Annotated in this window: 22 protein-coding genes and 3 pseudogenes; 10 read left to right on the top strand and 15 right to left on the bottom strand. The window is 58.7% G+C overall.

Going from position 1 to position 24,707, the window contains the following annotated elements; genetic code table 11:
- Positions 1-168: 168 nt before the first annotated feature.
- Positions 169-530 (bottom strand): annotated as a pseudogene (locus FJV80_RS35275) (formate dehydrogenase); the annotation flags it as partial.
- 37 nt (positions 531-567) lie between these two features.
- Positions 568-2,352 (bottom strand): thiamine pyrophosphate-requiring protein, encoded by a 1,785-nt coding sequence (locus FJV80_RS25450; RefSeq protein ID WP_095789632.1) that lies wholly within the window; start codon positions 2,350-2,352, stop codon positions 568-570.
- Between the two features lie 144 nt (positions 2,353-2,496).
- Between FJV80_RS25450 and FJV80_RS25445 the strand changes: the two are divergent.
- A pseudogene (locus FJV80_RS25445) lies at positions 2,497-2,670 on the top strand (SDR family oxidoreductase); the annotation flags it as partial.
- Positions 2,671-2,679: 9 nt separating this feature from the next.
- Complete coding sequence (locus FJV80_RS25440; protein WP_142877771.1) at positions 2,680-3,018, top strand: cupin domain-containing protein; 339 nt, start codon at positions 2,680-2,682, stop codon at positions 3,016-3,018.
- Between the two features lie 80 nt (positions 3,019-3,098).
- Here FJV80_RS25440 and FJV80_RS25435 read toward each other — a convergent pair whose 3' ends face one another.
- From FJV80_RS25435 to FJV80_RS25425, 3 genes and pseudogenes are all read right to left on the bottom strand, one after another.
- Entirely contained in the window at positions 3,099-3,470 is a 372-nt protein-coding gene (locus FJV80_RS25435; RefSeq protein ID WP_095793764.1) for a DUF1850 domain-containing protein, read from the bottom strand.
- A pseudogene (locus tag FJV80_RS25430) lies at positions 3,467-4,780 on the bottom strand (TRAP transporter fused permease subunit); the annotation flags it as partial. The gene FJV80_RS25435 and the pseudogene FJV80_RS25430, both read right to left, overlap by 4 nt.
- Positions 4,781-4,862: 82 nt before the next feature.
- Complete coding sequence (locus FJV80_RS25425) at positions 4,863-5,414, bottom strand: site-specific integrase (RefSeq protein WP_246689054.1); 552 nt, start codon at positions 5,412-5,414, stop codon at positions 4,863-4,865.
- A gap of 408 nt (positions 5,415-5,822) precedes the next feature.
- On the opposite strand from FJV80_RS25425, the gene FJV80_RS25420 reads away from it, so the two are divergent.
- Entirely contained in the window at positions 5,823-6,434 is a 612-nt protein-coding gene (locus FJV80_RS25420) for a hypothetical protein (RefSeq protein ID WP_142877770.1), read from the top strand.
- Positions 6,435-6,770: 336 nt separating this feature from the next.
- Here the strand turns inward: FJV80_RS25420 and FJV80_RS25415 are convergent, their stop codons facing one another.
- From FJV80_RS25415 to FJV80_RS25400, 4 genes are all read right to left on the bottom strand, one after another.
- Positions 6,771-7,268 carry a sulfotransferase family protein gene (locus FJV80_RS25415; RefSeq protein ID WP_210248210.1) on the bottom strand — a complete coding sequence of 166 codons (498 nt, stop codon included), beginning with the start codon at positions 7,266-7,268 and terminating at the stop codon, positions 6,771-6,773.
- Positions 7,269-7,308: 40 nt separating this feature from the next.
- Complete coding sequence (locus tag FJV80_RS25410) at positions 7,309-9,090, bottom strand: recombinase family protein (RefSeq protein ID WP_095793763.1); 1,782 nt, start codon at positions 9,088-9,090, stop codon at positions 7,309-7,311.
- The gene (locus FJV80_RS25405; RefSeq protein ID WP_142877769.1) at positions 9,087-9,311 is read right to left on the bottom strand and encodes a hypothetical protein; all 225 of its coding nucleotides are present in this window, start codon (positions 9,309-9,311) and stop codon (positions 9,087-9,089) included. The genes FJV80_RS25410 and FJV80_RS25405 overlap by 4 nt, the downstream gene beginning before the upstream one ends.
- 245 nt (positions 9,312-9,556) lie before the next feature.
- Positions 9,557-9,985, bottom strand: coding sequence for a hypothetical protein (locus FJV80_RS25400; protein WP_095793783.1), 429 nt, complete (start codon positions 9,983-9,985; stop codon positions 9,557-9,559).
- Between the two features lie 246 nt (positions 9,986-10,231).
- On the opposite strand from FJV80_RS25400, the gene FJV80_RS25395 reads away from it, so the two are divergent.
- The 4 genes from FJV80_RS25395 (at position 10,232) to FJV80_RS25380 (ending at position 14,850) form a co-directional block, all read left to right on the top strand.
- Positions 10,232-10,459, top strand: coding sequence for a helix-turn-helix transcriptional regulator (locus FJV80_RS25395; RefSeq protein ID WP_095793762.1), 228 nt, complete (start codon positions 10,232-10,234; stop codon positions 10,457-10,459).
- 399 nt (positions 10,460-10,858) lie between these two features.
- On the top strand, positions 10,859-12,019 hold the full coding sequence (locus FJV80_RS25390; protein WP_095793761.1) for a hypothetical protein: 1,161 nt from the start codon (positions 10,859-10,861) through the stop codon (positions 12,017-12,019).
- Positions 12,020-12,301: 282 nt separating this feature from the next.
- Positions 12,302-13,375, top strand: a complete 1,074-nt coding sequence (locus FJV80_RS25385) for a reverse transcriptase family protein (RefSeq protein WP_210202265.1) — start codon at positions 12,302-12,304, stop codon at positions 13,373-13,375.
- Between the two features lie 23 nt (positions 13,376-13,398).
- Positions 13,399-14,850 (top strand): hypothetical protein, encoded by a 1,452-nt coding sequence (locus tag FJV80_RS25380; protein ID WP_142877768.1) that lies wholly within the window; start codon positions 13,399-13,401, stop codon positions 14,848-14,850.
- Positions 14,851-14,881: 31 nt separating this feature from the next.
- Here FJV80_RS25380 and FJV80_RS25375 read toward each other — a convergent pair whose 3' ends face one another.
- Both FJV80_RS25375 and FJV80_RS25370 read right to left on the bottom strand, forming a co-directional pair.
- Positions 14,882-16,546: a hypothetical protein gene (locus tag FJV80_RS25375; protein ID WP_095793758.1), complete on the bottom strand. Its 1,665-nt coding sequence runs from the start codon at positions 16,544-16,546 to the stop codon at positions 14,882-14,884.
- Positions 16,543-17,349, bottom strand: a complete 807-nt coding sequence (locus tag FJV80_RS25370; protein WP_095793757.1) for a UPF0489 family protein — start codon at positions 17,347-17,349, stop codon at positions 16,543-16,545. Before FJV80_RS25370 ends, FJV80_RS25375 begins: the two co-directional genes overlap by 4 nt.
- A 137-nt stretch (positions 17,350-17,486) precedes the next feature.
- On the opposite strand from FJV80_RS25370, the gene FJV80_RS25365 reads away from it, so the two are divergent.
- Positions 17,487-18,566 (top strand): ATP-binding protein, encoded by a 1,080-nt coding sequence (locus tag FJV80_RS25365; protein WP_095793756.1) that lies wholly within the window; start codon positions 17,487-17,489, stop codon positions 18,564-18,566.
- Between the two features lie 52 nt (positions 18,567-18,618).
- Here FJV80_RS25365 and FJV80_RS25360 read toward each other — a convergent pair whose 3' ends face one another.
- The 3 genes from FJV80_RS25360 to traA all read right to left on the bottom strand — a co-directional run bounded on the left by FJV80_RS25360 (position 18,619) and on the right by traA (position 22,883).
- Positions 18,619-19,290, bottom strand: coding sequence for a hypothetical protein (locus FJV80_RS25360; RefSeq protein ID WP_142877767.1), 672 nt, complete (start codon positions 19,288-19,290; stop codon positions 18,619-18,621).
- Positions 19,291-19,470: 180 nt separating this feature from the next.
- A complete protein-coding gene (locus FJV80_RS25355; RefSeq protein ID WP_142877766.1) occupies positions 19,471-19,704 on the bottom strand; it encodes an AlpA family phage regulatory protein in 234 nt (77 codons plus the stop codon).
- A 131-nt stretch (positions 19,705-19,835) separates the two neighbouring features.
- On the bottom strand, positions 19,836-22,883 hold the full coding sequence (gene traA / locus FJV80_RS25350; protein WP_095793753.1) for a Ti-type conjugative transfer relaxase TraA: 3,048 nt from the start codon (positions 22,881-22,883) through the stop codon (positions 19,836-19,838).
- Between the two features lie 172 nt (positions 22,884-23,055).
- On the opposite strand from traA, the gene FJV80_RS25345 reads away from it, so the two are divergent.
- Positions 23,056-23,382: a conjugal transfer protein TraD gene (locus FJV80_RS25345; protein ID WP_095793782.1), complete on the top strand. Its 327-nt coding sequence runs from the start codon at positions 23,056-23,058 to the stop codon at positions 23,380-23,382.
- Position 23,383: 1 nt separating this feature from the next.
- Positions 23,384-23,632 (top strand): conjugal transfer protein TraD, encoded by a 249-nt coding sequence (locus tag FJV80_RS25340; RefSeq protein WP_095793751.1) that lies wholly within the window; start codon positions 23,384-23,386, stop codon positions 23,630-23,632.
- Positions 23,633-24,438: 806 nt separating this feature from the next.
- On the opposite strand, the gene FJV80_RS25335 is transcribed toward FJV80_RS25340, so the two are convergent.
- Positions 24,439-24,707: SUMF1/EgtB/PvdO family nonheme iron enzyme (locus FJV80_RS25335; RefSeq protein WP_142877765.1), on the bottom strand; the 269-nt coding region annotated here is incomplete at its 5' end.

The following is a 24,707-nucleotide window of genomic DNA, read 5'->3' as shown; positions in this document are numbered from 1 at the left end:
GCAGGTGAGGCGCGGCTCGCGCGCGCCCGAAGTGTGGCGGGACAAGACCAGTGACATGATCGGTTTGACCGATTTCGATCTGCCTGCTCCCGAACTTGCGCACAAATTTCGCCTTCATCAAGCAGATCGTCCTTAGCAGTGGACGAACGATGATGGACGAAGAGGAGTGGGATGCGTCAAGCGAGCTCGTTCTTCCAGGTTGCGATCCGACCAGGTCTTCAACTCGCCCAGCGTGTGGTTGGCAAAAAATGGCCAACCGGCTCGACGCGATGTCGACTCCCGCGCAGTAGCCTTGGCGCCATTTTCACAGAACTCAAGCGGATGTGGTTGAGAAGACTTTGCCCAGGCGCAGCTGACGCACATCTATCCTTCAGGCTTGTTCTGGCTCGAAAGGAGCTTTGGGTCCGCAAGACGACATGTTCTCTCGCGTTAATCGCTGCGACTGATTTCGCCGACCTCCAGCCGCCAGCGGGTCCCTCATATGGTCGGCATTTCCGCCTCGCTCGCGTAGACGACGCTCGGTCTCGCATCATTCTTTGACGTGCCGAACATCCAATCGCCGACCATTCAGTCTTGCCCCGGCAATATAGAACTTAGCACCTGTCGGACAGTTCCCCCGATGACGCCCATCTCTTCGGGGTCGCCCTTGGCGAGGGACGAGGTCAGGTTCCTGATCTGGTCAAAAGTGAAGTGCGGGGGGAGTGGCGGCACTTCTGGATCGGTTTTGACCTCGAGGACGACCGGGCGATCGGATGCGAGGGCTTCGTCCCAGGCTCCGCCAAGTTCTTCGGGGCGATCGACGAACAGCCCCTTCAGCCCGATCAGGTCCGCAAAGCGATGATAGGGCACGTCGGGAATTTGCTGCGAGGCCTCGAATTTCGGGTCGCCTTCCATGACACGCTGTTCCCACGTCACCTGGTTGAGATCCTGATTGTTGAAAACGCAGATGACAAGGCGGCTGTCCGCCCAGTTCTTCCAGTATTTCGCGACGGTGATCAGCTCCGCCATGTTGTTCATCTGCATGGCGCCGTCGCCGACAAGGCCGACGACCGCTCGGTGCGAATAGGCGAATTTCGCGGCAATCGCATAGGGAACCGCCGCGCCCATGGACGCCAGACCGCCTGACAGCGAGGCGCTCATGCCGTGTCTGATCTTGATGTCGCGTGCATACCAGTTGGCGCAGGATCCGGAGTCGCTGGTCAGGATGACATTGTCGGGCAATCGCGACGACAGTTCCCATGCGACCAACTGCGGGTTGACTGGGTCGGCCTTGACATGCGCCCGGCTCTCGAGGAGCTTCCACCAAGAGACCGTGTCCTTTGCGATCTGCTTGCGCCATGTGTCCTTCTTCTGCTTCAGCAGCGGCAGCAAGGCCTCGAGTGTTTCGGCAGCTTCGCCGACGAGATTGACGTCCATCGGATAGCGCAGCGACATCATGCCTGGTTCGAGGTCGATCTGGACGCCTTTGGCTTGGCCTTCCTTTGGCAGAAACTCGGCGTAGGGAAAGCCCGAGCCGATCATCAGCAACGTGTCGCAGTCGCGCATGAGGTTCCAGGACGGCTCGGTGCCCAGCAGTCCAATCGATCCGGTTACCCATGGAAGGGAATCTGGCAAGACCGCCTTGCCCAGCAATGCCTTGGCGGCACCGGCGCCCAGCCGGTCTGCAACCTCGATCACCTGCTGCGTCGCGCCGAGAGCGCCAGCGCCAACCAACATGGCTATCCGCTTCCCGGCGTTGAGAACATCCGCTGCTTTCTTCAGGTCATCGGCGTGCGGTGCTACCGTTGGGGGTCGATAGCCTACTCCGGAATGTAGGGTGCCGTGGGCCCGCGGTGGCTCTTCATAGCCCATCTCCTGGAGATCATTCGGCAAGATAAGCGCCGTGACCGTCCGGTGCGCCAGCGCAATGCGAATGGCGCGGTCGACAAGGTGGCGCAGTTGCGCGGGGGCCGAGGCCTGGTGCACGAACGCTCCCGCCACGTCCTTGAAAAGCGCCGCAAGATCGACCTCCTGCTGATAGTGACCGCCGATGGCGCTGCGTGCCTGCTGTCCGACGATGGCCAGAACCGGCTGGTGGTCCATACGGGCATCATAGAGACCCGTAAGCAGATGCGTCGCACCGGGGCCGGCCGTCGCTATGCATACGCCCAGTTCGCCGGAGAATTTTGCATAGGCGCAGGCCATAAAGGCTGCCATTTCCTCATGCCGAGCTTGGATAAATTCGATCTTGCCCCTCGCACGGTTGAGGGCACCGAAAACTCCGTTGATCCCGTCTCCTGGATATCCGAACATCCGGCGCACGCCCCATTCATGGAGTCGCGAAACGACGAAATCACCAACGGTACGGGACATGGCAGCGGCCTTTTTTGACGAATGCGAACAACAATAAACTGACGATGTCCGCTCATGTTCCGTTCGTTCGGCGGTGCCGCCAGCAAAACCGGTAGAAGGCGCCGCCAGCGCGCGTTTCCCTCTGCCCGCTGTCCTACGCCGCCGCAGGCGCTGCGGGCCGACCCCGAGCGAAGTGCCGCCATTCTCGGGCGCATTCCAGCGGGGCGGTGGGGCGAGCCGTCGGACATTGGCGATGCCGCCGTCTTCCTGCTGGCACGGGCTTCCGACTATATGCATGGCGCCGCAGTTCCGGTGGATGGCGGCTGGCTGGCGCGCTGAGGAGAGGACATGACCAAGACCAAGATCTTCGCGCATGCCTGCGAGGGCGCCTGGACGCCGACGGCAGACGGCAACAGGCGGCGCGTTCTCCTCTCCACCGATGAGCTGATGCTGGTTGAATTCGGCTTCGACAAGGGTGGCGTCGGCGCCTTGCATTCGCACCCGCATGTCCAGTCAAGCTATGTCGCCGAGGGCCGTTTCGAGGTGACCATCGACGGGCGGACGGAAATTCTCGAGGCCGGCGGCAGCTTCATCGTGCCGTCCGGTCTGGTGCATGGCGTCAAGGCGCTGGAAGCGGGACGGCTGGTCGACAGCTTTACGCCGCACCGTGCCGATTTTCTCAACTGATCGAAAACAATGGCGCGCCTGGCGGATTTCAGGCGTCACCAACAGCTGTAATAGCGCAGCGGCATAGGTCGGCGGTGTTCCTACCGGATCGAGTTATTGAATGCTCGCAAAGCCACAGGGTCATCGGCTGCGTTCCCAAAAACCATGCACGTACCGTTGTCGCAGATGGTCCAGCCCTCGCCTGTCGCTCCCGATGCAGCAAGCACGAGCCGGGGAAGTGCTTTCCTGTCGGGCGCATAGACCCACCAACCCTTCTCAAACCGCGACCCTTCTGGCGGGTCCATCCCGGCGCCAGAGCCTTGGATGCGCGCCTCGACGATTTGCAATCCAGCAGATGTCGCCCGCCACTTTTCTTCCCAGCGGGTCTTTTCCACCGAATGCGTCCATGACAACGTGAAGGTGGCACCGACGAGCACCGTGATTTTGCCGGCAGCAAGGATGCAAAGGCTCATCGGTCCACGGTTCCGACGGCTATCCGGGTGCGATACCAATGTTGGCCGAAGAAGGTCACGGCGAGCGCAAACCCTAGCTGATCCGATATCGGGACCGCCGCAACCAGCGCAAACGCCGCAGCCGTTGCGAGCAGTCTTTCCCACCAAGCGATGTGAGTTTTGAGGAAGCCCACGACCGCAGCGCCCCAAAGCGAGATGGCAAGAGCTGTCTTGAACACGATATAGACAACGGCGGGATAGAAGCCGATTTCGTTGGCCAAAGCTCCGCCGGGCTGCAGCATCAGGGCCGGCGTGTAGACCGCCATAAAGGGAATCACGAAACCGGCGGCAGCGACCTTGATAGCCTCAATCGAAATCTTTAGCCCGCTTTCCTTCGCGATGGGTGCCGCAGCAAAACAGGCAAGTGCCACTGGCGGTGTAAGGTCGGCCATAATTCCGAAATAGAAAACGAACATGTGACTGACGAGTAGCGGAATACCCAGCGCCAGCAATGCCGGTCCGGCGATCGTCGACGTGATGATATAGTTGGGGATCGTCGGAATGCCCATGCCAAGAACGAGGCAGGTGATCATCGTCAATATCAACGATAGGATCAAGCTATCGCGGCCGACCGAGACGATGTAGTCGCCGAATGTGTTAGCGATACCGGTCAATGTCATAGTGCCCACGATTATGCCGACAATGGCACAGGCGATACCAACCGGAAGCGCAGACTTAGCGCCCTGAGCAAGTGCATCGCGACAGGCATTAAGCGTGTCCATGCCGCCCTTGACAAACAAGTTGACGAAGATGAGCGCTCCGGCCGTCACCAGCACGATGCCGATGCCGAACTTGAAGAAACTGGCAGCCGCGACGCCGAGCAGGATCCAGAATATGACACCAAACGCCTGTGAAGGCAGGCCAAGTGCAACTGAACCGCCGAGGATCAGCAGCGCAGTCATCGCGAAGCCAATGGTGCCCGCATAAAGCGGCGTGTAGCCGGAAAACAACAGATAGACGAGCGCTGCCAGCGGCAGGATCAGGAACCAGCGTTCTCTAAGCGCGGCAAGTGGTGACGGCAGTTGCGAACGCGGCAGCCCCATCAGGCCGGCGCGACCCGCTTCGAGATGAACCATCCAGAAGGCCGACGCGAAATAGAGTACGGCTGGAATGATCGCCGCCTGCACCACCTCACGATACTCGATACCGAGGGTCTCGGCCATTATGAAGGCGACGGCGCCCATCACCGGCGGCATGATCTGGCCACCCATCGAAGCGGTCGCCTCGACGCCGCCGGCGAAGGCGGCACGATAGCCGAACCGTTTCATCAATGTCGAACTTCCAGCCTTGCTTGCGGCAGATTGCCAGCGCGCGCGGTATGCTGGGTTGCTCCATGGTCCGACCTTTCACCACTCACGCAGAAGCGTGAGCAGGTCCTCCGAGGATGGCGTTGCGGTAGCGCCCGCCCTTGCCGCGCTCGACCCGTAGCAGCATGCGCTCGCTATCGACGTCGGCGACCTTCAGCGTCGACACCTCCGCCACACGCAGGCCCGCGCCATAGGCGACTGATAATGCGGCTGGTGCTTGAGACACGTGGTGGCGTTGAGCAGCCGGGCCACCTCGTCGCGGCTGAGCACCACGGGCAGGTTGCGCGGATGCGCCAGCCAGGACAAGCCTTCGCGCCAGGTCCGGGGGGTCGAGCGTGTGGGTGAAGAAGAAGCGCAGTGCCGACACGATGCCGTTCATGGTCGGCACCGGAACGCCGTCGTCGTGCTGCTCGATCTGGAACCGGCGCAGGTCGTCGGCGGTAGCAGCGTCTGGTGAACGCCCGAGGAATGTCGCCAGGCGTCCGATGTCGCGAAGGTAGTTGCGCTGCGTCTCGCGTGAGAAACGCCGCATGTTCATGTCGTCGATCAGCCGTTGGCGCAACGGGCTGATCGGAGCTTCGAGAACTGAATGGGGCATGGTCAGGCTCCTTGTTGAAGAAGCCCGTCATGCTCTGCCCCCGCCGGACCACGCTCAACGCGAGCGCAACGACCGGTTCTTGATCTTTACCTCAACCGCTCGCGCCCTCCCGCGTAGCGGGTTCGTTCTGCGGCTCCATTCCGGTCCAGCAGGGCAACGGATGCATTGAATCAGCTTCGCCGCTGCTTAAATGCGTACATCATTGGGAATGCCGAGCTCAGGCGGAATTTCCACCTATCGTCAATGTCCAGATTTCCGGGCCAGGCTCTTTTGCAACCAAAACATCCCGGAGACGTTGTGTTTCGGTCAGCAATCAGGAGGAGGATGCCGTGAACGGAATAATCTATCTTGTTGGCCTCGTCGTGATCGTTTTGTTCATTCTGTCATTTCTTGGACTTCGGTAAGATCATGGCCAAAATAGCCCCAACGGAAAGCGCCGCAGTGCCCCCAAAAGTGGCTACATCGTCCTATCTTGAGTGGGGAGGCATATTTGGCGGGGGTGTAATCGCTTGCGCCGTTTCGGTGGTTCTTCTGCAATTCGGGTCGAGCGTTGGTTTGGCGCTGGGTTCTCCGACTCTTCCCAACGGTGGCGCCTCCTGGAATGTGCTGGTGGCCGGGCTGTGGGTAGTTATCATTGCTATAGCAAGTTCCGCAGCCGGCGGTTATGTAGCTGGACGAATGCGCACGCGCTGGGAAGATAGCAACGAAAGTGAAAGCGAATTCCGCGATGGCATACACGGCATCGAAGTCTGGGCCCTAGCGACACTTGGAGCCGCGTTTTTCTTGGCGATGATTGGTGGACACGGCGCGGCCGCCGTGGTCAATCGCCCTGACGCGCCACTCAACGAAAGTACGGTGCGCCTTTCAGCCCACATAACTGCCATTTTTAGCTTCGCGACTGCTGCAGGCTCAGCGCTTGGCGCTGCGGCAGCATGGTTTGCAGCGATTACCGGGGGTGAACACCGCGATGAGGGAATCGCTTTTCACCACGTCGTACCGGTTTTCTTGCGCAAGCGTTAGTGGGCAACAATGCACTCGCCCGGCCGGCAAAGCCAACCGCAGCTGTTCCAAGATCCGTTGGAGAGTGTGGCCAAGCTTGTCCAAAACCGGACGGGCTGGATACGGCGCCCAATCTGCCAGTCAGCATTGGGCCGCCAAGTTGGCCATTGAACTTATCATGACCGCCGTCCAGAAGCGGACATCCGAGCCGCTAGCCGCAATGGCACCTTCGCGCCCAACAGCGGTCATCCTCCCCCTGATGATGCACCCGCTTCTATTGGTTTCAAGCATCGGAGCGGGCGTAGACAGGCTGCTACGCGCGTTACCCGGGCCGCGGCCTCGAACTCGGTGCGGGGCTTATTTGGCGAAGCGGCTTCGGAATTCGGTAGTGGTGTTGCTGTGTGGGAAGGTTTCGGCCGGGATCGGGACGCCGAGAAAGGCGCAAAGGTTCGGCCAGCCTTCGGCCACCTGATAGACCAGCAGGCGCGACGGCGGGAAAGCCGAGATCACTTCGGCGTTGTGGGCTTCGAGCACTTCGATAGCATGGGTTTCGTCGTAGAGACGACCGCCGAAAATTTTCGTCTCTATGACGGCCCTGCCAAAACTTTGCGGGTCGGAGGTCTCGCCCATGGTGTTGAAGATCGTGGCGCGTGCGCTCCTGTACCAGTCCTCGGGGTTGCGAACGGTGAGGATGAGCTTGGCGTCGGGGAAATTTTCAGCGAGTTCGCGCCAGAAATAGGCCGTCGGCCAGTCGACTGCCGACTTGTAACCGACATAGACGACGTCCCAATCCACCGGCTCGCCACGCCCGGCGGCGCGGATCAGCTGCTCTGGGTTAGAGTTGACGTCCTCCATGTATGGCACGATCCGAACCCGAGCATTTCAAGCGCCAAGTTCAGAGTGTGCGTGCCGGTGCGGCCGAACCCAGCCCCGATACGATAACGCGCTGAATCTGACATTCCGGAGGACGCGCGAGTTTCTCGCGTAGAGTGTCGACGTTTGAACCGGGGGTCGGGACAAAACGGCCTCCCGCTACCACTTCATACCCACTATCGTCTCTGACGGCCGCACCGTAGCGGCCGCCTAATGGGGTGGGCTTTCCGGTGTACCGCGCGGTAGGGAACGCTGCTCCGCCAATAAGGGCGGCGAGCTTGCCCTTGACCTCGATTTCGAAGCCTTTCCGTGCAGGTTTTGGGTACACCGTAACGCTATGAACAAGCTCTCGGAAGTTTTGGATAAGTGGGCCACGATCATCTGCAGCAGTCGCGTGGTCGGCCAACGCCTTTGAAAGGCCATCGACGGTTTTGGTATACCGCTGCAAGGTGGCTGGATGGAGAGCCACGGCTGATGGTGGCTCATCGAGACTAAAGAGTTCCGCCTCGATCAGAGAAAGCTGTGACTTGAGTTCTGCGATCCGCTGCTTGGCATCCTCTTCAGCAATCACGCCCCTGATCACAAGGTCGATCGCCCGCTGAAGTTCGCCTTTTGCCCGATCGCGCTTGGCTTCTAGCGCTGAGCGCATCGAGTTCGACCGTGCCGCCAATTCTCGGCGCTCCTGGTTATATTTGCGGATGTATGCCTCGATCAGGTCCGGCGCTTTCAACTGCTCGCGCATGCCATCGAGGACTGCCCTCTCGATCTCGGGCAAGTAAATAATGCGCCGGTTGGAGCAGCTCCCGCTTTCACGAACGGCGGAGCACCTGACACGCGTTTTGCCGGTCTTGTCACGATCGTGAACCGACATGCCCGATCCGCAGATGCCGCAGCGAAGTAGGCCGGATAACAAGTGCGCCGGGCGGCGCTTGAAACGAGAGGATGCGTTCACCCTCGCGACTTTGAGTGCCTGTGCCTTTTGCCAAACGTCGTCGTCGACAATGCGAAGATGCGGAACCTCTTTCGTCTGCCACTGGTCCTTCGGATTTGGCCTAGAGACGCGCTTGCCAGTATCGGGGTTCTTTACCATTCGGACCTTGTTCCAAATGATCCGACCAACGTAGAGTTCGTTAAAGAGCAGACCCACCCCGCGTTGGGCATTTCCGTTGATGGTGGAGCCGTTCCAGCGTGTTCCTCGCGGCGGCGCTATCCCATCGCGGTTGAGATCACCAGCTAGGTCTCGTGGGGTTCGACCAGCAGAGTAGGCGTCAAAAATGCGCCTGACAACTTCTGCCTCCCGTTCGACGACTTCAAGTTCGCCAGGGCGACCTAAGATAGGTCGATAGCCATAGGCCCGGCCTCCGGCGTGACGTCCATCACGGACAACGCCAGCCATGCCCCTCCGCACCTTCTTGGCGCCATCCTCCCTCTGCATTTGACCGACCAGCCCACGAATACCGATGAGGACCGCATCGGCGATACCATCATGAACTGCCTGGATTTCGATACCGAGAAAAGAGAGCCGCTTATGAAGACCCGCGAGATCCGCCATGTCGCGTGAAAGGCGGTCAAGCGCTTCGACGACTACCGCATCAAACGTTTTTTGGCCGGCCGCCTCCAGCATAGCCAGGAGCCCGTCGCGACCGAACAACGACGCTCCGGAGCGCGCCTTATCCTCATAGACGGCAACGACATCTAAACCGTTGCGAGCTGCATAAGCGCGGCAAAGGGCGATTTGGTCTTCGGTGGACTTTTCGTTTTGAAGCTCGGTCGAAAAACGAGCGTAGATAGCGGCTCGCGTCATATCTTGGGAGCCTTCTGGGCGTGATCCGAATCAATTGCAGAACTTCGGTCAATCGATGAGCCGATAGCGACGAGATGATCGCGCCTAGCATCAGCGATGGCAAGCGCTTCGACGAACTCAAGCATGGCTTTGCGAAGCTCTTCCGGCGCTACCGCAGCGGCGGTTTCGATGAGGGAAGAACCATTGCCTGTGTCTGGTGCCGGCTTCACGAGAGCTAGCATCGCGATGACCAGCGACGAGCAAAGAGACGCGTACCATCAATCGTGCAATTGGCACGCCGCAGCGTATAAATCGGACAGGGATCAACCGAACGAGGTTCGACGGCGATGTGTTTTCGCCACCGCGTATATCATGAAGTTCGTTGAGGGGCGTCGCCAAGCTTTCTAACCTGCTCTTATCGGCACCATTCTCCAAGGGAGAGGTGCACCTGGGCTGGGGGCCTGCGCCTACGACGGCGACGCAAAGTTTACGCGACAGGCGCATTCCGCTGCGGACCCTCGTCCGAAAGCGCCATCACAAACTTGGTGGCTTCGTTCCAATATCTCGCCACGTCAGCACGGACAATGGTGCGGTCCGGTCGACTGCGATGTAGATCCCCTGTGATTGCCTTCAAGTCTTTTAGGACGGAAGCGATATGCGGCCACGGGAAATCGGTGGGATCACCGATATCCCTGTCGGCGCCGGCAATCATTTCCAACTTAGCAACAATGCCGAGGAGCGATGAGGACCGGAGGTCGGGCATTTCGTCCTGAAGTTTGAGCGCCTCGGTCATGGCAAGAGCTTCGGCTTCGCAAGCTATGGCGTATCGAGAGGCTGCGTCGGACGTCGCTGCTGATCTTCGACGCGGCGCGGACGCGCCTGCAGTCAATACCTGAATTCCGGTATCGACCATCATTCGTGCCTCCAACCGCTGCTGCACTCGACATAGCATCAGCGAAACATATCGAGCCTGTTTCCACTCGGCCCAGAGGGCAAGAACGAGATCGAGAGAGCGGTCGCTATCGACTGGAACCTCAGAGGCATCATTCATTTCAGGTGACCATCATTGCTGACGAAGGGGGTTCACTTCATAGCATATAAAACTGCGAATAGGAACTATCGTTCCTGGAATGATCATTCCATTCGCGAGTTATCTCTCGGGATGGATCTAAAGGAAATCTTAGCTATCAATTTGCGGCATGCCCGAAACAGGCGGCATCTGACCCAAGAGGAATTAGCAGAGCGGTCGGGGCTGAGCTCTCGCTACATAGGAGCGATTGAACGCGCTGATGTTTCGGCTAGTGTCACGGTTCTCGGACGCATCGCCGACGCGCTCGGAATGGAGCCGGAAGGACTCATTCGTAAGTCGAAGGGCGGTCAATTAGATTAGGGGACGAGCGGCGGCTTTGCGCCTTGTCCCGATCATACCAGCCGGATTTAACATCTACTGAAAGCGGACACTCCCTCGTACTAGATGACGCTCGGCAGTACACCAGAATGCCAAGGCCCGAGCCTTATTCTCTTGGGAACCTGGCAACGCTAGCTACGGCCATTGATGATCGCTAGGATACCAAGTCGGCGGAGTTGCTTCGGCCCTTGGAGACCAGACTTCGCATCGCGAACTGCAAGGGGCGGGATTGTCGCGCCGAGCCTGTCAGCCAAGCGGGTGGCCTAACGCGGAAACGGTTGATCAGGAACAATGGCAGCCCCTCTGACATCAAGCCAAACGAGTACAGGCAGATCTTGGCTGGCTCAGTTTTCCGAGGGCGATCGCGTTCAAGCCGCCGCGATGCTGGATGCCATGCTGCTCTTAAACGAAGAGCAGGTCGTCACATCAATTAGGACTGCCCTGGACCGCATCGCCAAAGGGACTCGCCATCGAAACAGGAGAGTTGCACTTTACGCGGAGCGGGAGTTCCAGGAAGCGGCTATTTTTACATCACAAGACCTGCCCGACAAAGACGGCAGAGTGCGCCGGCGTGCAATCGGCAGATCCGGGCCTCCGGCTGTGAAACCCGTTCGAGGTCGGGCCAGGGTAGGCAGCGAAGGCCTGCTCGCGTTCGTCGCCTCCCAACAGAAGGATGCATGGCCCAAAATTTTCATGAATCATCCCGGCCCCGATAGTCTCCGCGCCAAGTCTGCCCCAGCCGGCGAGATTGTGATTATCACTGATTTCATTGGCTCCGGAAGTCGCGTTAGATCCATGCTGGACAAGTTTTGGGCGGTGCCCACAATTCGCTCTTGGATGTCTAGGAAGCTCATCAAGTTCCGGGTGATCGCAGCAGCAGCAACCGAATCTGGGCTTGCAAGCGTTCGGAAACACCGGATGCGCCCGGAAACCACTGCTGAGTGGATAGCCCCTACTGTGAGTTGGAACACGTCGCCACGCTTGTACTTCGCTTGGACGAAGTTGATCGATAACAATGGACCCGCAGAGGGACGAGGTTGTGGGCGCTACGGATTCGAAAATGTTGCCGCGCTGATAGCCTTCAGCTACCGCATTCCGAACAACACTCCGGCAATGGTTCACTGCAGTCGCGATGGCTGGCGCGCGCTTTTCGACGGACCTGCGCCGCCTGAACTTCATGGATTATTCGGTGTGAGGCCGGTGGCTGAGGTCGTTGAAAACGCGGCGGCCGACAACGGCATTCATATGGGACGAGAACTTACGGAAGAGGACCGCCTAACAATACTCGTACTGACGTTGCTACGCGGACGGTGGCACAAAGGATCGGAAACCGCTTTGTCTTCGAGAACAGGGCTTCCTGTGCCCACCTTAATGGACATTCTGCGCCAGGCTCTCCAAAACGGGTTAATAGTGGGCAGCGGTAGGTTAACGGATAAAGGGTACGCTTTTCTGGCGTCGGGAAAAGCTCTTCAAGGATCTAAGCCGATCATTGCCACCAACCAGGAAGCATATTATCCAGAGACTCTGAGAGTCCCACGCTAGCGTCTAGCTATTGTCATCCTTCGGGATGGCCGTGATGATGGATACGAATCCATTGTCTTGGGGAATGGAGTTTTCCATTGCCGCTGAAAGAGCTCGTGAATGCAAGTCCACGTCGCGTCATCCATCGTTGCCTTTCAGGCAACCTCCTCGGAGGCTCATTTCGACGGACGACGCGACGCCGCCAGGGCCGCGCTAAAGTAGATGCCGTATCGTTGGGACTCTCAGGCCTTCATAGTTGGCGCACGGTCGGAGGGTAGGTCCGAAAGCACAATCCAGGCTTGCTTGGCGGCGGCAACGGCGGTCAAGCGGAAGCACCCGGACCTGCCGATCATCTTCACACTGAATCATCTTGCACATCTTGCCGATGTCAACGCGGACTTCCTTCAAGAGGTTGCGCATCGAAAGATCGACCCGTACCGGGTTTTTCGAGTGAAGAAGCGCGGGGTGGCGAACGCAGTGCCGGCGCCGCCGCGCCGTTATCGTACGATATGCGTCCCAGATCCAAAATTGATGAGGGTGCAGCGCTGGATTGCCCAGAACATCTTGCAGGCCACGCCCTCCCATCATGCCAGTTTTGCTTTCACAAGAGATCGAGACCTCGTTGATGCCGCTAAGAAGCACGCGGGTGCGAAGTGGGTCGTCAAAATGGACGTCCGGCATTTCTTCGAGTCTATTTTTGAGGACTCTGTCTATCAGGTTTTTAGGTCATTTGGTTACGGGGCATTGATATCATTTCAAATGGCCAGGATATGTACCAGGCTAGCGGACCACAATCGCAATGATGCGCGTGCACTTCTTGGACGTGGAGGCCGGCGCCCATACCGCCAACACTCCAAAGGCCACCTACCTCAGGGTGCCCCTACGAGCCCTATGCTTGCGAACCGGGTGGTGGAAACCCTTGACCAGAAACTCGACCTTATCGCGATCACCGCGGATTGGGCTTATTCGCGGTACGCAGACGACTTGGCTTTCTCCCGGATCACCACAACCACCCGGCGACAGGCGATGAGTCTCGTCAAAAAGGTAGAGGCTGAACTCGCGAAGTTCGGGCTCGAAACACATCGCCAAAAGACGACGATCGTGTCTCCTGGCGGGCGGAAGGTTCTCCTAGGCGTGCTGATCGACACGGATAAGCCTAGACTAACCAAAAATTTCAGAAACAACATCGAAACTCATCTATACGCGTTAACAAGCCAAAAGATCGGCCCCGAACAACATAGGCTGAAAAGGAATTTCGTCTCACTTATCGGCATGCGGCGTCATATCTTGGGATTGATCGCATTCGCCCATCAGGTCGACGAAACGTACGCCGCCAAGTTGTATACGCTATTCAATACGGTGAACTGGAATCGTTAGCTGCGCCGGCGGTTGGTTTCTTCATGAACAAGACTCGAATCCACCTATTCCCCGACACCAACCTTTTCTTTCAGTGCAAAGATATTGGAGAGCTTCCGTGGTCGGAGCTAGGGGACTTCGATCAAGTCGAGTTGATTGTCACCCGCCCAATTCAAAAGGAGATTGATAAGAGCAAAGGCGAGATGACTACACGGCTAGGAAAACGTGCCCGAAAGGCACACGGGCTTCTACGTGATGTAATCTCAAACCAACTCAATCCCATTGTGTTGCGCGAAAGGAACCCTAAAATCTTGCTGTCATTGCAGGTCGGTCTGAAACCAAATGCGGCGCTGGCAACTACGCTCGACTACGATGAGGCTGATGACACGCTGGTTGGGATCACAAGCGGCTTTGCCACAAACAATTTAGAATTGGATGTGGGTGTCCTCACACACGACGGAGGGGTGATGGCGTCTGCAGTCACGGCGGGTGTGGCACACTATGCTATTCCCGAGACATGGCTAGCGCCTCCTGAAGAAACAAAGGCCGATAAGGAACTTAGAGCGGCGCAGGCTGAAATTGTCCGCCTGCGCACCGCCGAGCCGAAATTCGAGGTGGCTTGCGTTGACGGAAGTGGTCAACCTATTGACAGGATTGTCTTCGACAACCCGCATGTTGAGGCATTGGTCCCGAGCGAAATTGAAGCGCTGATGCGGCAAGCGCGAGAAAAATTTCCCGAGCGGAAGAATTTCATTCCCCCGAAGGCGGTGCCGCCCGTGTCATCGAGTAAGGGGATTTCGTTAGAGTCCCTAAAAGGCTTGCATATGCCTCCGACCGATCAACAGATCGAGGCCTACCACGACGCCTACAAGAAGTGGGAAGTAGCATTGGAGGAAGCGTTAGGGCGCATTCATAAACGGCTGGTTGCTGAGACATCGAAGCTGGTGGCCAGTTTTCGTGCACGGAATGTCGGTACGCGGCCTGCTGAAAACGCGCTTGTTGAAATGAAAGCCCATGGAAGCTTTTACATCTGGCGACCTAAGCGCGATGTTGACGATGATACCGCCGAACGAAAAGGACTTCCGTCGCCTCCGGCGGCACCAACTCGCCCTAACTATGTCCACATGCTGGGAAGGCACATGCGCAGCTTTGGGCTGTGGGACAATCTTGACTCAGCTATCCCTTCTGCGCTGCCCTTCATACCCAAGCAGCATGATGCGGAAGGCTTCTACTACAGGGCAGGCTCTTCCGGCTCAGATCTGAGTCTGTCATGCGATTTGTGGAGACATGGCCAAGGGAACGAGGACTTCGACGTCTCTATCGAGCCGCACGGCCCTAGAGAGGCTTTGGGAGCAATCGAGTTTCGCATCCATGCGAGCAACTTAACAGACGCTGTCTCGCTGAAGATTCCGATCGAAATCCGTTCCCTCACGCCAAGCGCATTCGACTATGCCGAGAAAATGGTCGGTCAGCTTATCGAGGAGGACAACGACTAATGATGCGCGGCTTTGGCGCGGGCCAAGTCTATCATCCGCCTCTCCGCGATTCCGGGAAAGCAGCCTCAACCGCGGCGACATAGTCTTTGACCGATCCGCGCAAAACATGGTCAGCCATTACCAGGAAGGTCTTGAGGCGCTGCCCATATCGAGCCGCCGGATGCCGATTACCTCCTGCGACGATCATCCGGATCAAAAGAGCTCGCATGCGTCCTTCAAGCCCCTCATGTGAGAGGGACGCAATGTCGTGGAGGATTCCGTCATGGAGATAGCCTGCAAAGGTGTCGCCGATGCGGTCGGAAAGCGCGACAACCGCCATGGCATTGCCGAGAGCGACGGCAGCATCGACCGGGATGGCGCCTGTCGAGAACTCATTCATCGCCGGAATCACAGCATGCCGCGATGTGCTATCGAGATGCCGGATATTGCGCACCCAATTGCCCATGACGTCAAACGCTTCGTACAGCAGGCGGGCATTGCGGGTTGGAAATTCAGCCATCGTGTCGATGTTGTGGCCGGTCGTATCGTAGATTCCTTCCAGTTCGGTAACGAAGAGTGGCAGGTAAAATAGCCACATATGATAGGGAACACCCTGACGCATAGCCTCATTGACCATGATATCGAAATACCGAATTCCGACAAAAGTGATATCGTGCCATTGTTCATCGTCGAAATCATTGGCACGCCCATTGAGATGGGCGACATAGCCACTGGGTGCTCCCGCACGGATGGTGTCGATGACGGCATCGCCTATGGGCTTCCAGGCTCCCAAGTTGTGAGCCACCTGGGCATCGCCGAACAGAAACCGGAGCAGGACATTCTCCCCGGGGATTGCATAGCCACCTTTGTCCGCGAGATTCTGGTTCTGCTCAATTTCCTGGTAGAGCCTGCTGCCACTGTCGGTGATCAAATCGCGCAGCGCCTTGTCCGAGAAATCGAAACGCGGTTGCAGCTTAATTGCCATGAAGTCCGGGAGTGCGTCCGGCCGCATCGTGACGAGGAACTTCCTAAACTCCTCAGAACGCAAAAGCATGCGCACAAGGGTCTCGGCGCTGGCTTGAGCTCTACTACTGGCCGGGACAAAGTGCCTCGCCCAACGAATTCGCCGCCGGAAAGCCTCAGATATCCGTTTGCCATAGCCCGCCCTTGGCTGCTTCGGCTCGTCCCCGTCACACTCAGCCGGCTTGAACGTTCGGATTTGCTGACGGCGCAGCCAGTTCGTATCGGCCAACCAGTCGTGTGCTCTCTGTCGTAGTAGCTGCCGCTCGGCCACGGCCTGTATCAGACCGAGATGCGGTCGTATGAAATCCAGCAGTTCCGCGAAGCGACGTTCATAGAGCAGGGTCTGCATGATCTTGCCGACGGCCACCATGGAGCGCGGCCCCGGCTTCAGCAGGACGTTGAGACGCCAAGCAAGAATCATCCACACGAATACGACCAGGAAAGCGGCTTGGGGTGGCGTAAAGCTGCCATCCTTGGGGAAAGTCAGCCAGGTACAGGCTTCAGTGCTTGCTAACAGGCAAGGCTGACTCACCAAGGAGAAAAACTCGAAGTAGAAGACAAGCGAGACTGCCAGAAGCGCCAACGGAATTTGCACCGCCAGATGCAACTGCGCGCGTAGTCGCGTTACTGGCGATACGATCGTGTAGAATGCAATGAAAAGCGCGAGGAAACTCAGGAAGCCGTCCAGTGTCACTGAGCCTCTCCTTTGCCGCTCGGGAGGGAGCCCGAGCCTGGGAAACCTTGGGCACGAACGTCGCCGAAGTCGACGTAATCCTGAAAGATCGGGATCAAGGTGTCGGCCTCAGCTGGGGTGTACCCGGGCGATTGACAAAGGATCACATACTCGAACAGTTCCGCGGCTCGATAAGCTTCAACCGGAACTTTTTGAAACGGGATAGGTGGCTCAAGGATGTGTGGCAGGGCAAGCAGTTCTTCCCTTGAGCGGACGTCATGGACGCGCGGCACATACCGCAACTCCATAATGCCGCATGCCGGATCGAAGTCTCGGAAAAAGAAGGGCATCAGGTCGTCACCGCTATGCGCGTGATGCACATATGTCAGCATCCGAAGCCACCTGCAGGCCAATGCGTATGAGAGATAGTTCGCGGCCGAAATGCGCTCCATGCCATGATGCGGGATAGCTGCGGCGCGTTCTTTCGGAGTCAGGGCAAGCAGCCTCCCGCCAATGTCTTTCCACGAAAGGTCCCCGACCCCGGTTCCCAGATCAGAATGAGCGTCGATATGGGTGAGGGTTAGCGGCACAGCACCGTTTTGAGAGAGCACGTTTAGAATGGGGAATGCTTCGTCATGATGGACGACAAACCGCCCCTTGGGCCGGCTAGACGACAGGGCACGCTTCAGTCCGCACTGGTCTTCGAGAAAGCGCCGAAGTTGCTCTCCGGTCCAAGGGCGCGTCGTTGACGGTGCCCGGGGGCGTCTGTCGAGTGAACAGACGTCGTCAAGGAATATGTCGAGGTCGATATCGGCGATGTTCAAGAATTATTCCGTCTGTCGGGCGGTGTTGGGAACACTGTTATCTAAAGGCATATTTCTCAAGCGTGCGTTGATCTAAATACCCGGCGATGAAATGTTGCCCACAGCATTTGATCGGAAAAATTTGAGAGGGCTACAGAATGAATAAACAACCAGCCGCGCCGACACGCGACAGCATCCGATCTGGCCTTGTCATCGAGGGGCAACACCATGAATTCAAGGCACGCCTGAACCTCGACGAGCAACGTGGAAAGTCAAACTTCATCGATGACGTGGTCGCGTTTCTAAATGCAGGGCCTGGATATCTTATCGTTGGGGTACATGAAAAGAAGGGCGCCTTCGAACGCTTCGAAGCGATGGATGGCGATCGGGATGCTTTGCAACGCCGCATCATCTCGATCCTTCAGGACAACATCGATCCCAAGCCGTTGGGCGTTCGTGCAGAGTTCCTCGATTTGGACACGGGAGGTTTCATTCTTTGTCTTGATCTGCCCGACCACCGGTTACGACCCTATCAGAACAAAATCACAGGCGGCTTTTACCTGCGCACCGGCGCCCAAAATACGCCAATCCCGCGCGACCAACTCCACGCCCTGTTTACGCCACTAGAGAAGCTAGAGGCCGACACGGTGCAATTGATGGAACGTGAGAATGCAGCTGTCGAAGCGCGCGACATCATGCAGAACAATGGCGCGACCCTGCATATAGCGATCGTGCCGCAGGAGCACTACGAACGAGGGCGGACGTCTTTTGATCCCGGCCGAACTGTTCTGAAAGTGATGCGTCACTATCATGGCGAAAGCCGTGGCGTTTTCAAAGGCTGCGATAATGGCGTTGAGGTTCGGGACGCAACCTTTCAGGAGGGCCGTTCGATATCGCGCTTCTTTATCGACGATGATTGGCTCGTCCATTCCTATGTTGCCCATCCATTTTCTGTTCGGGACGGGGAGGGACGGCTGACCATTAACGAGTTTCACGCGGAGTTCGCCCGGCATTTGCGAGACATTCAACTCATCCTAGATGACTCGGGCATTCGAGGGCCGTTCGGAGTTTTGTTTGCCGTGAAAAATCTGCGGCGTAACTCAAAGCTTGAATGGGCTTTTCCCAACGCCAGGTTTGCGAGCCTCGGACGGCCGATGCGCGTGGAGCGCGTAGACGAGCAAAGGCTCATCGATCGCTTTTATGACAAGGTCAGAGGCGTTTCGGTTTATGGTCGCTGATGGTCGAATCCTGAAGTTTCGGGCATCCGCGCGACAATCGACAGGTGCGGCTTTAGTGGGTTCTGGCTGCGGCCAAAGCTGCACGTAGGGTGATGATGCTGTTCGAAGCGAGCAGCAGCGACGCCGTTCCAAGTGTTTCAAGAAACACCGCTGATATACTGTCACCATTCACGCGCAATGCATGCCCGACAAGTGTCAGCCGCATATCCAACTCGCTGAACCCGGCGAGGTCGTCGTGGTGGTGTGCGCCGCCACACTTGTTGGCCACATACCGGATCGTGGCGTTGCGCGAGATGGTGAGGCCAACAAGGCCCAAGCAAGGCTGTAGCAGGAACTTCGACAGTTTGATGTCGGCGAACACGTGCGTGCTAGGGGAACTGGCAACCTGACTTTCAAATTGCGGACGGTGCCCACTGTTGGGTCCTGGCTCCCGGTAGGTGTAGTGCGGGCTAACAGTTGCAGCTCCCAGATGATAGCCGCCACACGCAAAGAGCACCGCCTCCTCAATTGGAATTCTCTCTAAGACCGGTGCGGGTATCTCGATGGCGTGCCCGAGCAGATGAGCGGTTTGAATGAGCGCACCGTCGAATAGAAATCGTAGAGAGAGGCTGGCGCGGAGCGCCTCTGCGACCCCCGGCTTCGATACATTTAGGAGTTCCTCAAGTGTATTGAGGTGGACGCAGACAACCTCGGCGCGCCGTATAAGTACCTCGGAACTCTGCATTGGCGTCCTCCCGCTGGAAAATGCCGAACTAAACCCTAGTGTGCACGACGGTCCGGGTTGTCTACTTAGTTGGTCACCCGATTCACGACGGGTCTGATGTCAACTTCGGCAAAAAAGGCGTCCGATGGGGGCTGCCAGGAGACGGCCCTAATCGTTCATCGGATTCGACAAGAGGTGAACTTATGTGCCCTCAGACCGTTTGCCGCTAGTAGCTATGTTCCGCCCCGTTCTGGCACACCACGAAACAGGATCGGCGATCCATCGATTGACGTCGGATTCCCGCCAGCCCGCCCCGTTGATGCTGATCTTGATCTGCGCGGGGAACGTGCCTTCGGCGATTTTGCGATAGATGGTCGAGCGGGACAGACCGGTCCTGACGGTTCTGAGGCGTATGATGCGATCCGGCTCGGACATAGCTCGCGCTGCTTCTCAGTGGTTGTTGCTGGTATCTATTGGGACAGACAGGACAGACCGAACGCTGGACGCAATCAGGTTTGTGGCTTCAGCCGCCTGCGGCGTGAAAACGGCGGCAAATCGGAGGGATCTCAAAGCCCAAGGCCCCGCCCCCTACCGATGCCATGGCTGAATGCGAGTTCCGCACCAAGGCGCCGGCCGGAATCGATGTTGATGCCAAGATCGCGCTTGCGGTTGGCAAGCAGGGATTCCAGCTGTGGATCGCGTTCGAGGCTTTTTGCCATGTCGGACATAGCCGAGAGCGTTGACTTGTAGCCGGACATGTCGCCGGCCTGGTATTGGCGCTGGCCCGTGCGATCAAGCTTTTGCCAGCGTTCCACGAAACGGTCTGCGCGGCGGCCCGGATCGATGTCCAGTCCGGTGCGGATTTCGGTTTCTAGCTGGAGCGCCTGCACGACGCGGTTGACCCGGCCGGCCGCCGCTTCACGAACTAGCTCAGGGTTCTTGACGTAGGCCGCTTCGGCGTCACGCCAGCCATGCCGCCGAACCTTCTCGAACGCGCCACGGGCATCCTTCAATTCGCGCATCTGCTCGGGACTGCCCTGCCCGTCCTCACTTCCGGTGCTGAGGATCGCATCGATGACGCGCGCGTGACCCACAAGCGCCTGGGTGCGGGCTCGACGCATTTCTGCCTCTCGGTTCCCCGGCACAGTCGTGTCGCGCTGCGCTCCCTCAGCAAGAGCTTCTCTTCCAGGCGTGGGGCCACGATCTCCGATCTGGGCCCCGACATTCTCCCTTCCCGGCCTTTGCCCACGGTTCTGGCCGGGTTCGCCGTCTCCGGGCGAGCGCAGCCCGTCCAGCAGCCCGCCGATCCTATCGCGCAGTTTCTCCGGAACGATCCGGCGCACGATCTCGACCACACGCTCGCGGAAAGTGATCCCCCGCCGCTCGGCATAGATCTGAGCTGGGTCGGCTTGCTCATAATCCGACGCCATGTCCTTGGCGCGGTCGCGTGACAGCGTGCGGACGAGCCGGTCTTGTGTTGCAAAGTCATCGCTGCCGTAGTGTAGGTTCAGCTCATCTCGATGCCGCGACATCGAAACGTAGCTGCCGTGCGCATCCATACCCGGTGTTGCCAAGACATGGGTGCGGTCAACGGTCATGCCCTGAGCCTTGTGAATGGTCGCTGCATAGCCGTGGTCAATGTGGGCATAGTCTTTCAGATCGAACCGTACGGACCTGCCGTCATCGGTGCGCACGGCCATGTTGTGTGTGCTGACCTCTTCGATCACACCAAGCGTGCCGTTCTTGACGCCGAGCCCGCGCTCGTTGCGCAAGAACATGATGCGGTCGCCGCTGGCGAAACTTCTCACCCCGCGTTCGATATCCACCTGCACTTCTTCGCCGAGATCGCCGGCGGCGCGCATGCGCTCTCGCGCTGCGTGGTTGAGCGCGCGCACCTCGTCGTTTGTGTGGGTGAGGATGATCCGGCTTGCCTGTGGCTGCGCCTGCCTGTCGCGATCCCAGCGCTCGACCAGATTGCTGCGCGCCTCATCGCGCGTCGCAGCCTGGTGCACCATGCCTTTCGCGTCATAGGCGCCGATCGCAGCACCGATCCTGCCGGTTGCCAGATCGCGCGTGGCGTGACGCTGCCAGTCCTCGCGCTGCCGGCGCACCTGGCCGATCTTGACGCCGCCGTGGCGCTCATGGATCGAACGGAATGCAGCACCCGCTTCGATGGCCTGCAGCTGCTGCGGATCACCAACCAGCACTACTTTTGCACCAACGTCCGCCGCATGGGAGAGCACGCGCTCCAACTGGCGCGTGCCGACCATGCCAGCCTCGTCGATCACCAGGACATCACGTGCGGTGAGCTGGTCACGGCCCTGTTCCCAACTGTGTTCCATGCTGGCGATGGTGCGTGACGAGATGCCTGAGCCGCTTTCGAGATTCTCGGCCGCAATGCCGGAGAGTGCCGCGCCTCGGACCTCAAAGCCCGCTGCCGCCCATGCCTGGCGTGCAACACCCAGCATCGCGCTCTTGCCCGTTCCGGCAAAGCCGACAACAACACCAAGACCGCGGCCATCGGTGATGTGAGTCAATGCATCGGCCTGCTCGCCAGAAAGGACAAGACCGAGCTGCTTGGCATTCGCGAGAGCAGCCTCGCGATGTGCGTTACTCACCGCATAGTGCTCCTGTCCGGCCATGCGTTCTGCCGCGCGATGCAGGCGCTGTTCGGTCTCGATCATCTGCCGGGTCGTGAACCGATCTTCGCCGCGTCCGTCCTTGCCGAGTTCGACCAGATCGGGCGCGTTGCTGACGGCTGCCATCACGTGGTTGAACTGCTCGATTCCATCGCTGTGTCGATGCGCGAACTTCGCAATGTCCCTTCGCGTAAAGGTCGATTGCTGATGCGTGATGGCGTCCAGCGCCACCGATGGATCCCCGATGATGCGCGCGCCATTGTTGCGCGCGATGTCGCGGTGCAGTTCGGCGCGATCTGCTTCAATGCCGGCAGCGTCAAGGCCGTCGCCTTCAATGCGTTGGGCCGGTGCACCAATCTGAGTCTGCGGCTCCAAGGCAATGCCCTGCGCTTCCAGACTGCGATGATCAATGCAGGCGTCGATGTCGAGTTCGGCAAGGCGCTCATTGGCAAGCTCGGCCCATCGTTCACGCCAGCGCTCGACCAGCTCGGTCTGATTCCAGTCACGGACCTTTGGACCAAAACCGTTCTCATCCACGGATCGCATGGCGAGCATGACATGGGCATGCGGTTTGGGGCTGCCGTCCTCTGCCCTGTCCCAATGCACGTTGAGATCGGCGACCATGCCCCGGCTGACGAACTCGGTCTGAACGAAGTCGCGCGCCAACTCGATGCCTTGCGCCTGGCTGAGTTCACGCGGCAGGGCAAACTCCACCTCGCGGGCAAGCTGCGCATCCTTCCTGACCTCGAAGGCCTCGACATCGTTCCACAGCCGTTCGCGGTCGCTCCAGGCTTCTGGTGCATTCTCCGGCATCATCACCTCGGAATGGACGACACCGCGCTTGGCCGAGAAATCATGCGTGCGTTCGATCCGCTCGTCGCGCAACCGCGAGGCCGACCGGTAGGCGGCCGAGGCAACAGCACTCGAGCCGGCCTTGCGGCCAATGACCTTGACGTGAAGATGATAGATCGCCATCGCGACCAGATCATTTGCACGTCAAAGCGCACGTCGGCACGACGTATAAGCGCGCCCTCCCTCGAAAAATTCTCGGGATGGACCAGCCCGTCCCCGCCTGTCTCGGCAACCCTGAAGCCTTCCGGCAGGCGCTCGCCTGTCATACCTGCATCGACAATCTATGGAGACCGCCATGCGTAAACCAAGAGACTTCGACGCGGAACTGAGGGCGCTGGAAGAAAAGGCACGAGAACTCAAAACGCGAAAGGTCCAGCAGCTTGGCGAGCTGGTGATCGCCACCGGCGCCGATCAACTCAGCACCGACGAATTGGCCGGCGCGCTGGTCGCAATCGCTGAAACAAAAGAAGCCGCAAAGCGTGAGGCATGGGCCAAGCGTGGGGTGATGTTTTTCGAGAGCGGGTCCCGGCGAACTGCTCCGGCATCTGAAGGCAACCTGCGACGCGCTCCGGCGCAATCGGGCAGCCCGCAATCGCCGGCAGGCGGCACAGGCTCGCAATGACATGCGCACCTGGCAGGTCGAGCGCCGCAAGCGCACACGGCATCTGATCGAACTCGGCGGTCTCGTCGTCAAGGCAGGCATTGTCGAGCTCGCCAATGACGATCGCGCTATCATCTACGGCGCGCTGCTCTGGATCGCTGCCGAGCTGCAGGGCCACGAAGGCGAGCAGGCGCGGGACCTATGGATCGCGAAGGGAAAGCAGGCATTCAACGCGGACCGGCATGAAGACCAAATGAGCCAGACAAGATGAAAGGTGGTCGACGGGCGGCGGGCGATGCGAAGCAGCCCATTCGATCACGCCTGACCAAAAACCGAGTCAGTGTGAAAAGGGTATTTTACACGCAGAGAACACTAGGCCGCGCTTGGAATTCACTCTCTCCGCCATCTCCATTGTTTTCGTTATTTTTTTGCCGAATATTCGGTTTGGCATAACCTTCGCAGACCCAGCGCTCGGCCGATAATTACGTGCCGACTCGAAACTTTTCTCGGCAGACCGTGCAATCGTACCTGCGTGTTTCGGCTGGGTCATCATTTGCAACAGCTTCCAGTTCCGATGGCTTTGTGGCGCCTGTCATGTGGCACCACGGACACCAGGCATCTCCGCACTTCACCGGATCGTATGTAGCCGATCGCCGCTGCCGATCTGTCGTCGTCGCGAGTCGCATCGCGATTTCAACCAACGCGCCATGGGTCGGTAACATTGAAGAGTACATCTCGGGCCTCCTGTTTCTGGCGGCATCACGAGCCGCCGCAGCAGCAACACCATACGACGCGGGCGTCGAAAAAATTGTGCGCGCACGAAAAAGTCCGCCGAAGCGTGGTTTAGCCAATGTCGGACTGTGCCCCTCTCTCTAGCTATCCGTCGAAGCCCTAAGGGTCGTGCCGGCATGCTCGCGACTATCGCATCAAGGCCGCCAGCGTCCTTTGGGATTTAGCTTGGGAAACCGTACAGAGGCACCAGCGGACTCTCACACATTGGCGGTCGCGGCCTAACCCTTTTTGGTGACGATAGCTTTGTGCGCCGCGTCGGACTGGTCAAGCTTCCGCACTCTTCCCTCACACCGGACGCACGATGCAGCGGAAGCCGAGGTGGCAAGTGGACGTGTCTATCGCCTGCGCCATGCGCGCGGCGGGACGATAACGCCGGCAGTAGTTGGGCGCGCAGAGGAAGGACCCGCCCTTGGTGACCTTGCGCGGAATCCTGATGTCAGGCGTCAGCGGATCGTAGCTCGCGTCGCGCTCGCCGCCGCGCGGATCTGTCATCGTGCAACAAGGGCTTTCGATGCGGCGATGCTCCTGGTACCAGTCCGTGGTCCACTGCCAGA

Source organism: Mesorhizobium sp. WSM4310, from assembly GCF_007003935.1.
Classification (GTDB): Bacteria; Pseudomonadota; Alphaproteobacteria; order Rhizobiales; family Rhizobiaceae; genus Mesorhizobium.
The sequence above is the reverse complement of the archived record's forward strand: the minus strand, read 5'-3'. Positions and strand labels throughout refer to the sequence as shown.

What these genes read in the sequence shown, in the direction of transcription:
- FJV80_RS25450 (WP_095789632.1), bottom strand. Translation starts at nt 2,352, where the DNA reads ATGTCCCGTACCGTTGGTGATTTCGTCGTTTCGCGACTCCATGAATGG.
- FJV80_RS25440 (WP_142877771.1), top strand. Translation starts at nt 2,680, where the DNA reads ATGACCAAGACCAAGATCTTCGCGCATGCCTGCGAGGGCGCCTGGACG.
- FJV80_RS25435 (WP_095793764.1), bottom strand. Translation starts at nt 3,470, where the DNA reads ATGAGCCTTTGCATCCTTGCTGCCGGCAAAATCACGGTGCTCGTCGGT.
- FJV80_RS25425 (WP_246689054.1), bottom strand. Translation starts at nt 5,414, where the DNA reads ATGCCCCATTCAGTTCTCGAAGCTCCGATCAGCCCGTTGCGCCAACGG.
- FJV80_RS25420 (WP_142877770.1), top strand. Translation starts at nt 5,823, where the DNA reads ATGGCCAAAATAGCCCCAACGGAAAGCGCCGCAGTGCCCCCAAAAGTG.
- FJV80_RS25415 (WP_210248210.1), bottom strand. Translation starts at nt 7,268, where the DNA reads ATGGAGGACGTCAACTCTAACCCAGAGCAGCTGATCCGCGCCGCCGGG.
- FJV80_RS25410 (WP_095793763.1), bottom strand. Translation starts at nt 9,090, where the DNA reads ATGACGCGAGCCGCTATCTACGCTCGTTTTTCGACCGAGCTTCAAAAC.
- FJV80_RS25405 (WP_142877769.1), bottom strand. Translation starts at nt 9,311, where the DNA reads ATGCTAGCTCTCGTGAAGCCGGCACCAGACACAGGCAATGGTTCTTCC.
- FJV80_RS25400 (WP_095793783.1), bottom strand. Translation starts at nt 9,985, where the DNA reads ATGATGGTCGATACCGGAATTCAGGTATTGACTGCAGGCGCGTCCGCG.
- FJV80_RS25395 (WP_095793762.1), top strand. Translation starts at nt 10,232, where the DNA reads ATGGATCTAAAGGAAATCTTAGCTATCAATTTGCGGCATGCCCGAAAC.
- FJV80_RS25390 (WP_095793761.1), top strand. Translation starts at nt 10,859, where the DNA reads ATGCTGGATGCCATGCTGCTCTTAAACGAAGAGCAGGTCGTCACATCA.
- FJV80_RS25380 (WP_142877768.1), top strand. Translation starts at nt 13,399, where the DNA reads ATGAACAAGACTCGAATCCACCTATTCCCCGACACCAACCTTTTCTTT.
- FJV80_RS25365 (WP_095793756.1), top strand. Translation starts at nt 17,487, where the DNA reads ATGAATAAACAACCAGCCGCGCCGACACGCGACAGCATCCGATCTGGC.
- FJV80_RS25360 (WP_142877767.1), bottom strand. Translation starts at nt 19,290, where the DNA reads ATGCAGAGTTCCGAGGTACTTATACGGCGCGCCGAGGTTGTCTGCGTC.
- FJV80_RS25355 (WP_142877766.1), bottom strand. Translation starts at nt 19,704, where the DNA reads ATGTCCGAGCCGGATCGCATCATACGCCTCAGAACCGTCAGGACCGGT.
- traA (WP_095793753.1), bottom strand. Translation starts at nt 22,883, where the DNA reads ATGGCGATCTATCATCTTCACGTCAAGGTCATTGGCCGCAAGGCCGGC.
- FJV80_RS25345 (WP_095793782.1), top strand. Translation starts at nt 23,056, where the DNA reads ATGCGTAAACCAAGAGACTTCGACGCGGAACTGAGGGCGCTGGAAGAA.
- FJV80_RS25340 (WP_095793751.1), top strand. Translation starts at nt 23,384, where the DNA reads ATGCGCACCTGGCAGGTCGAGCGCCGCAAGCGCACACGGCATCTGATC.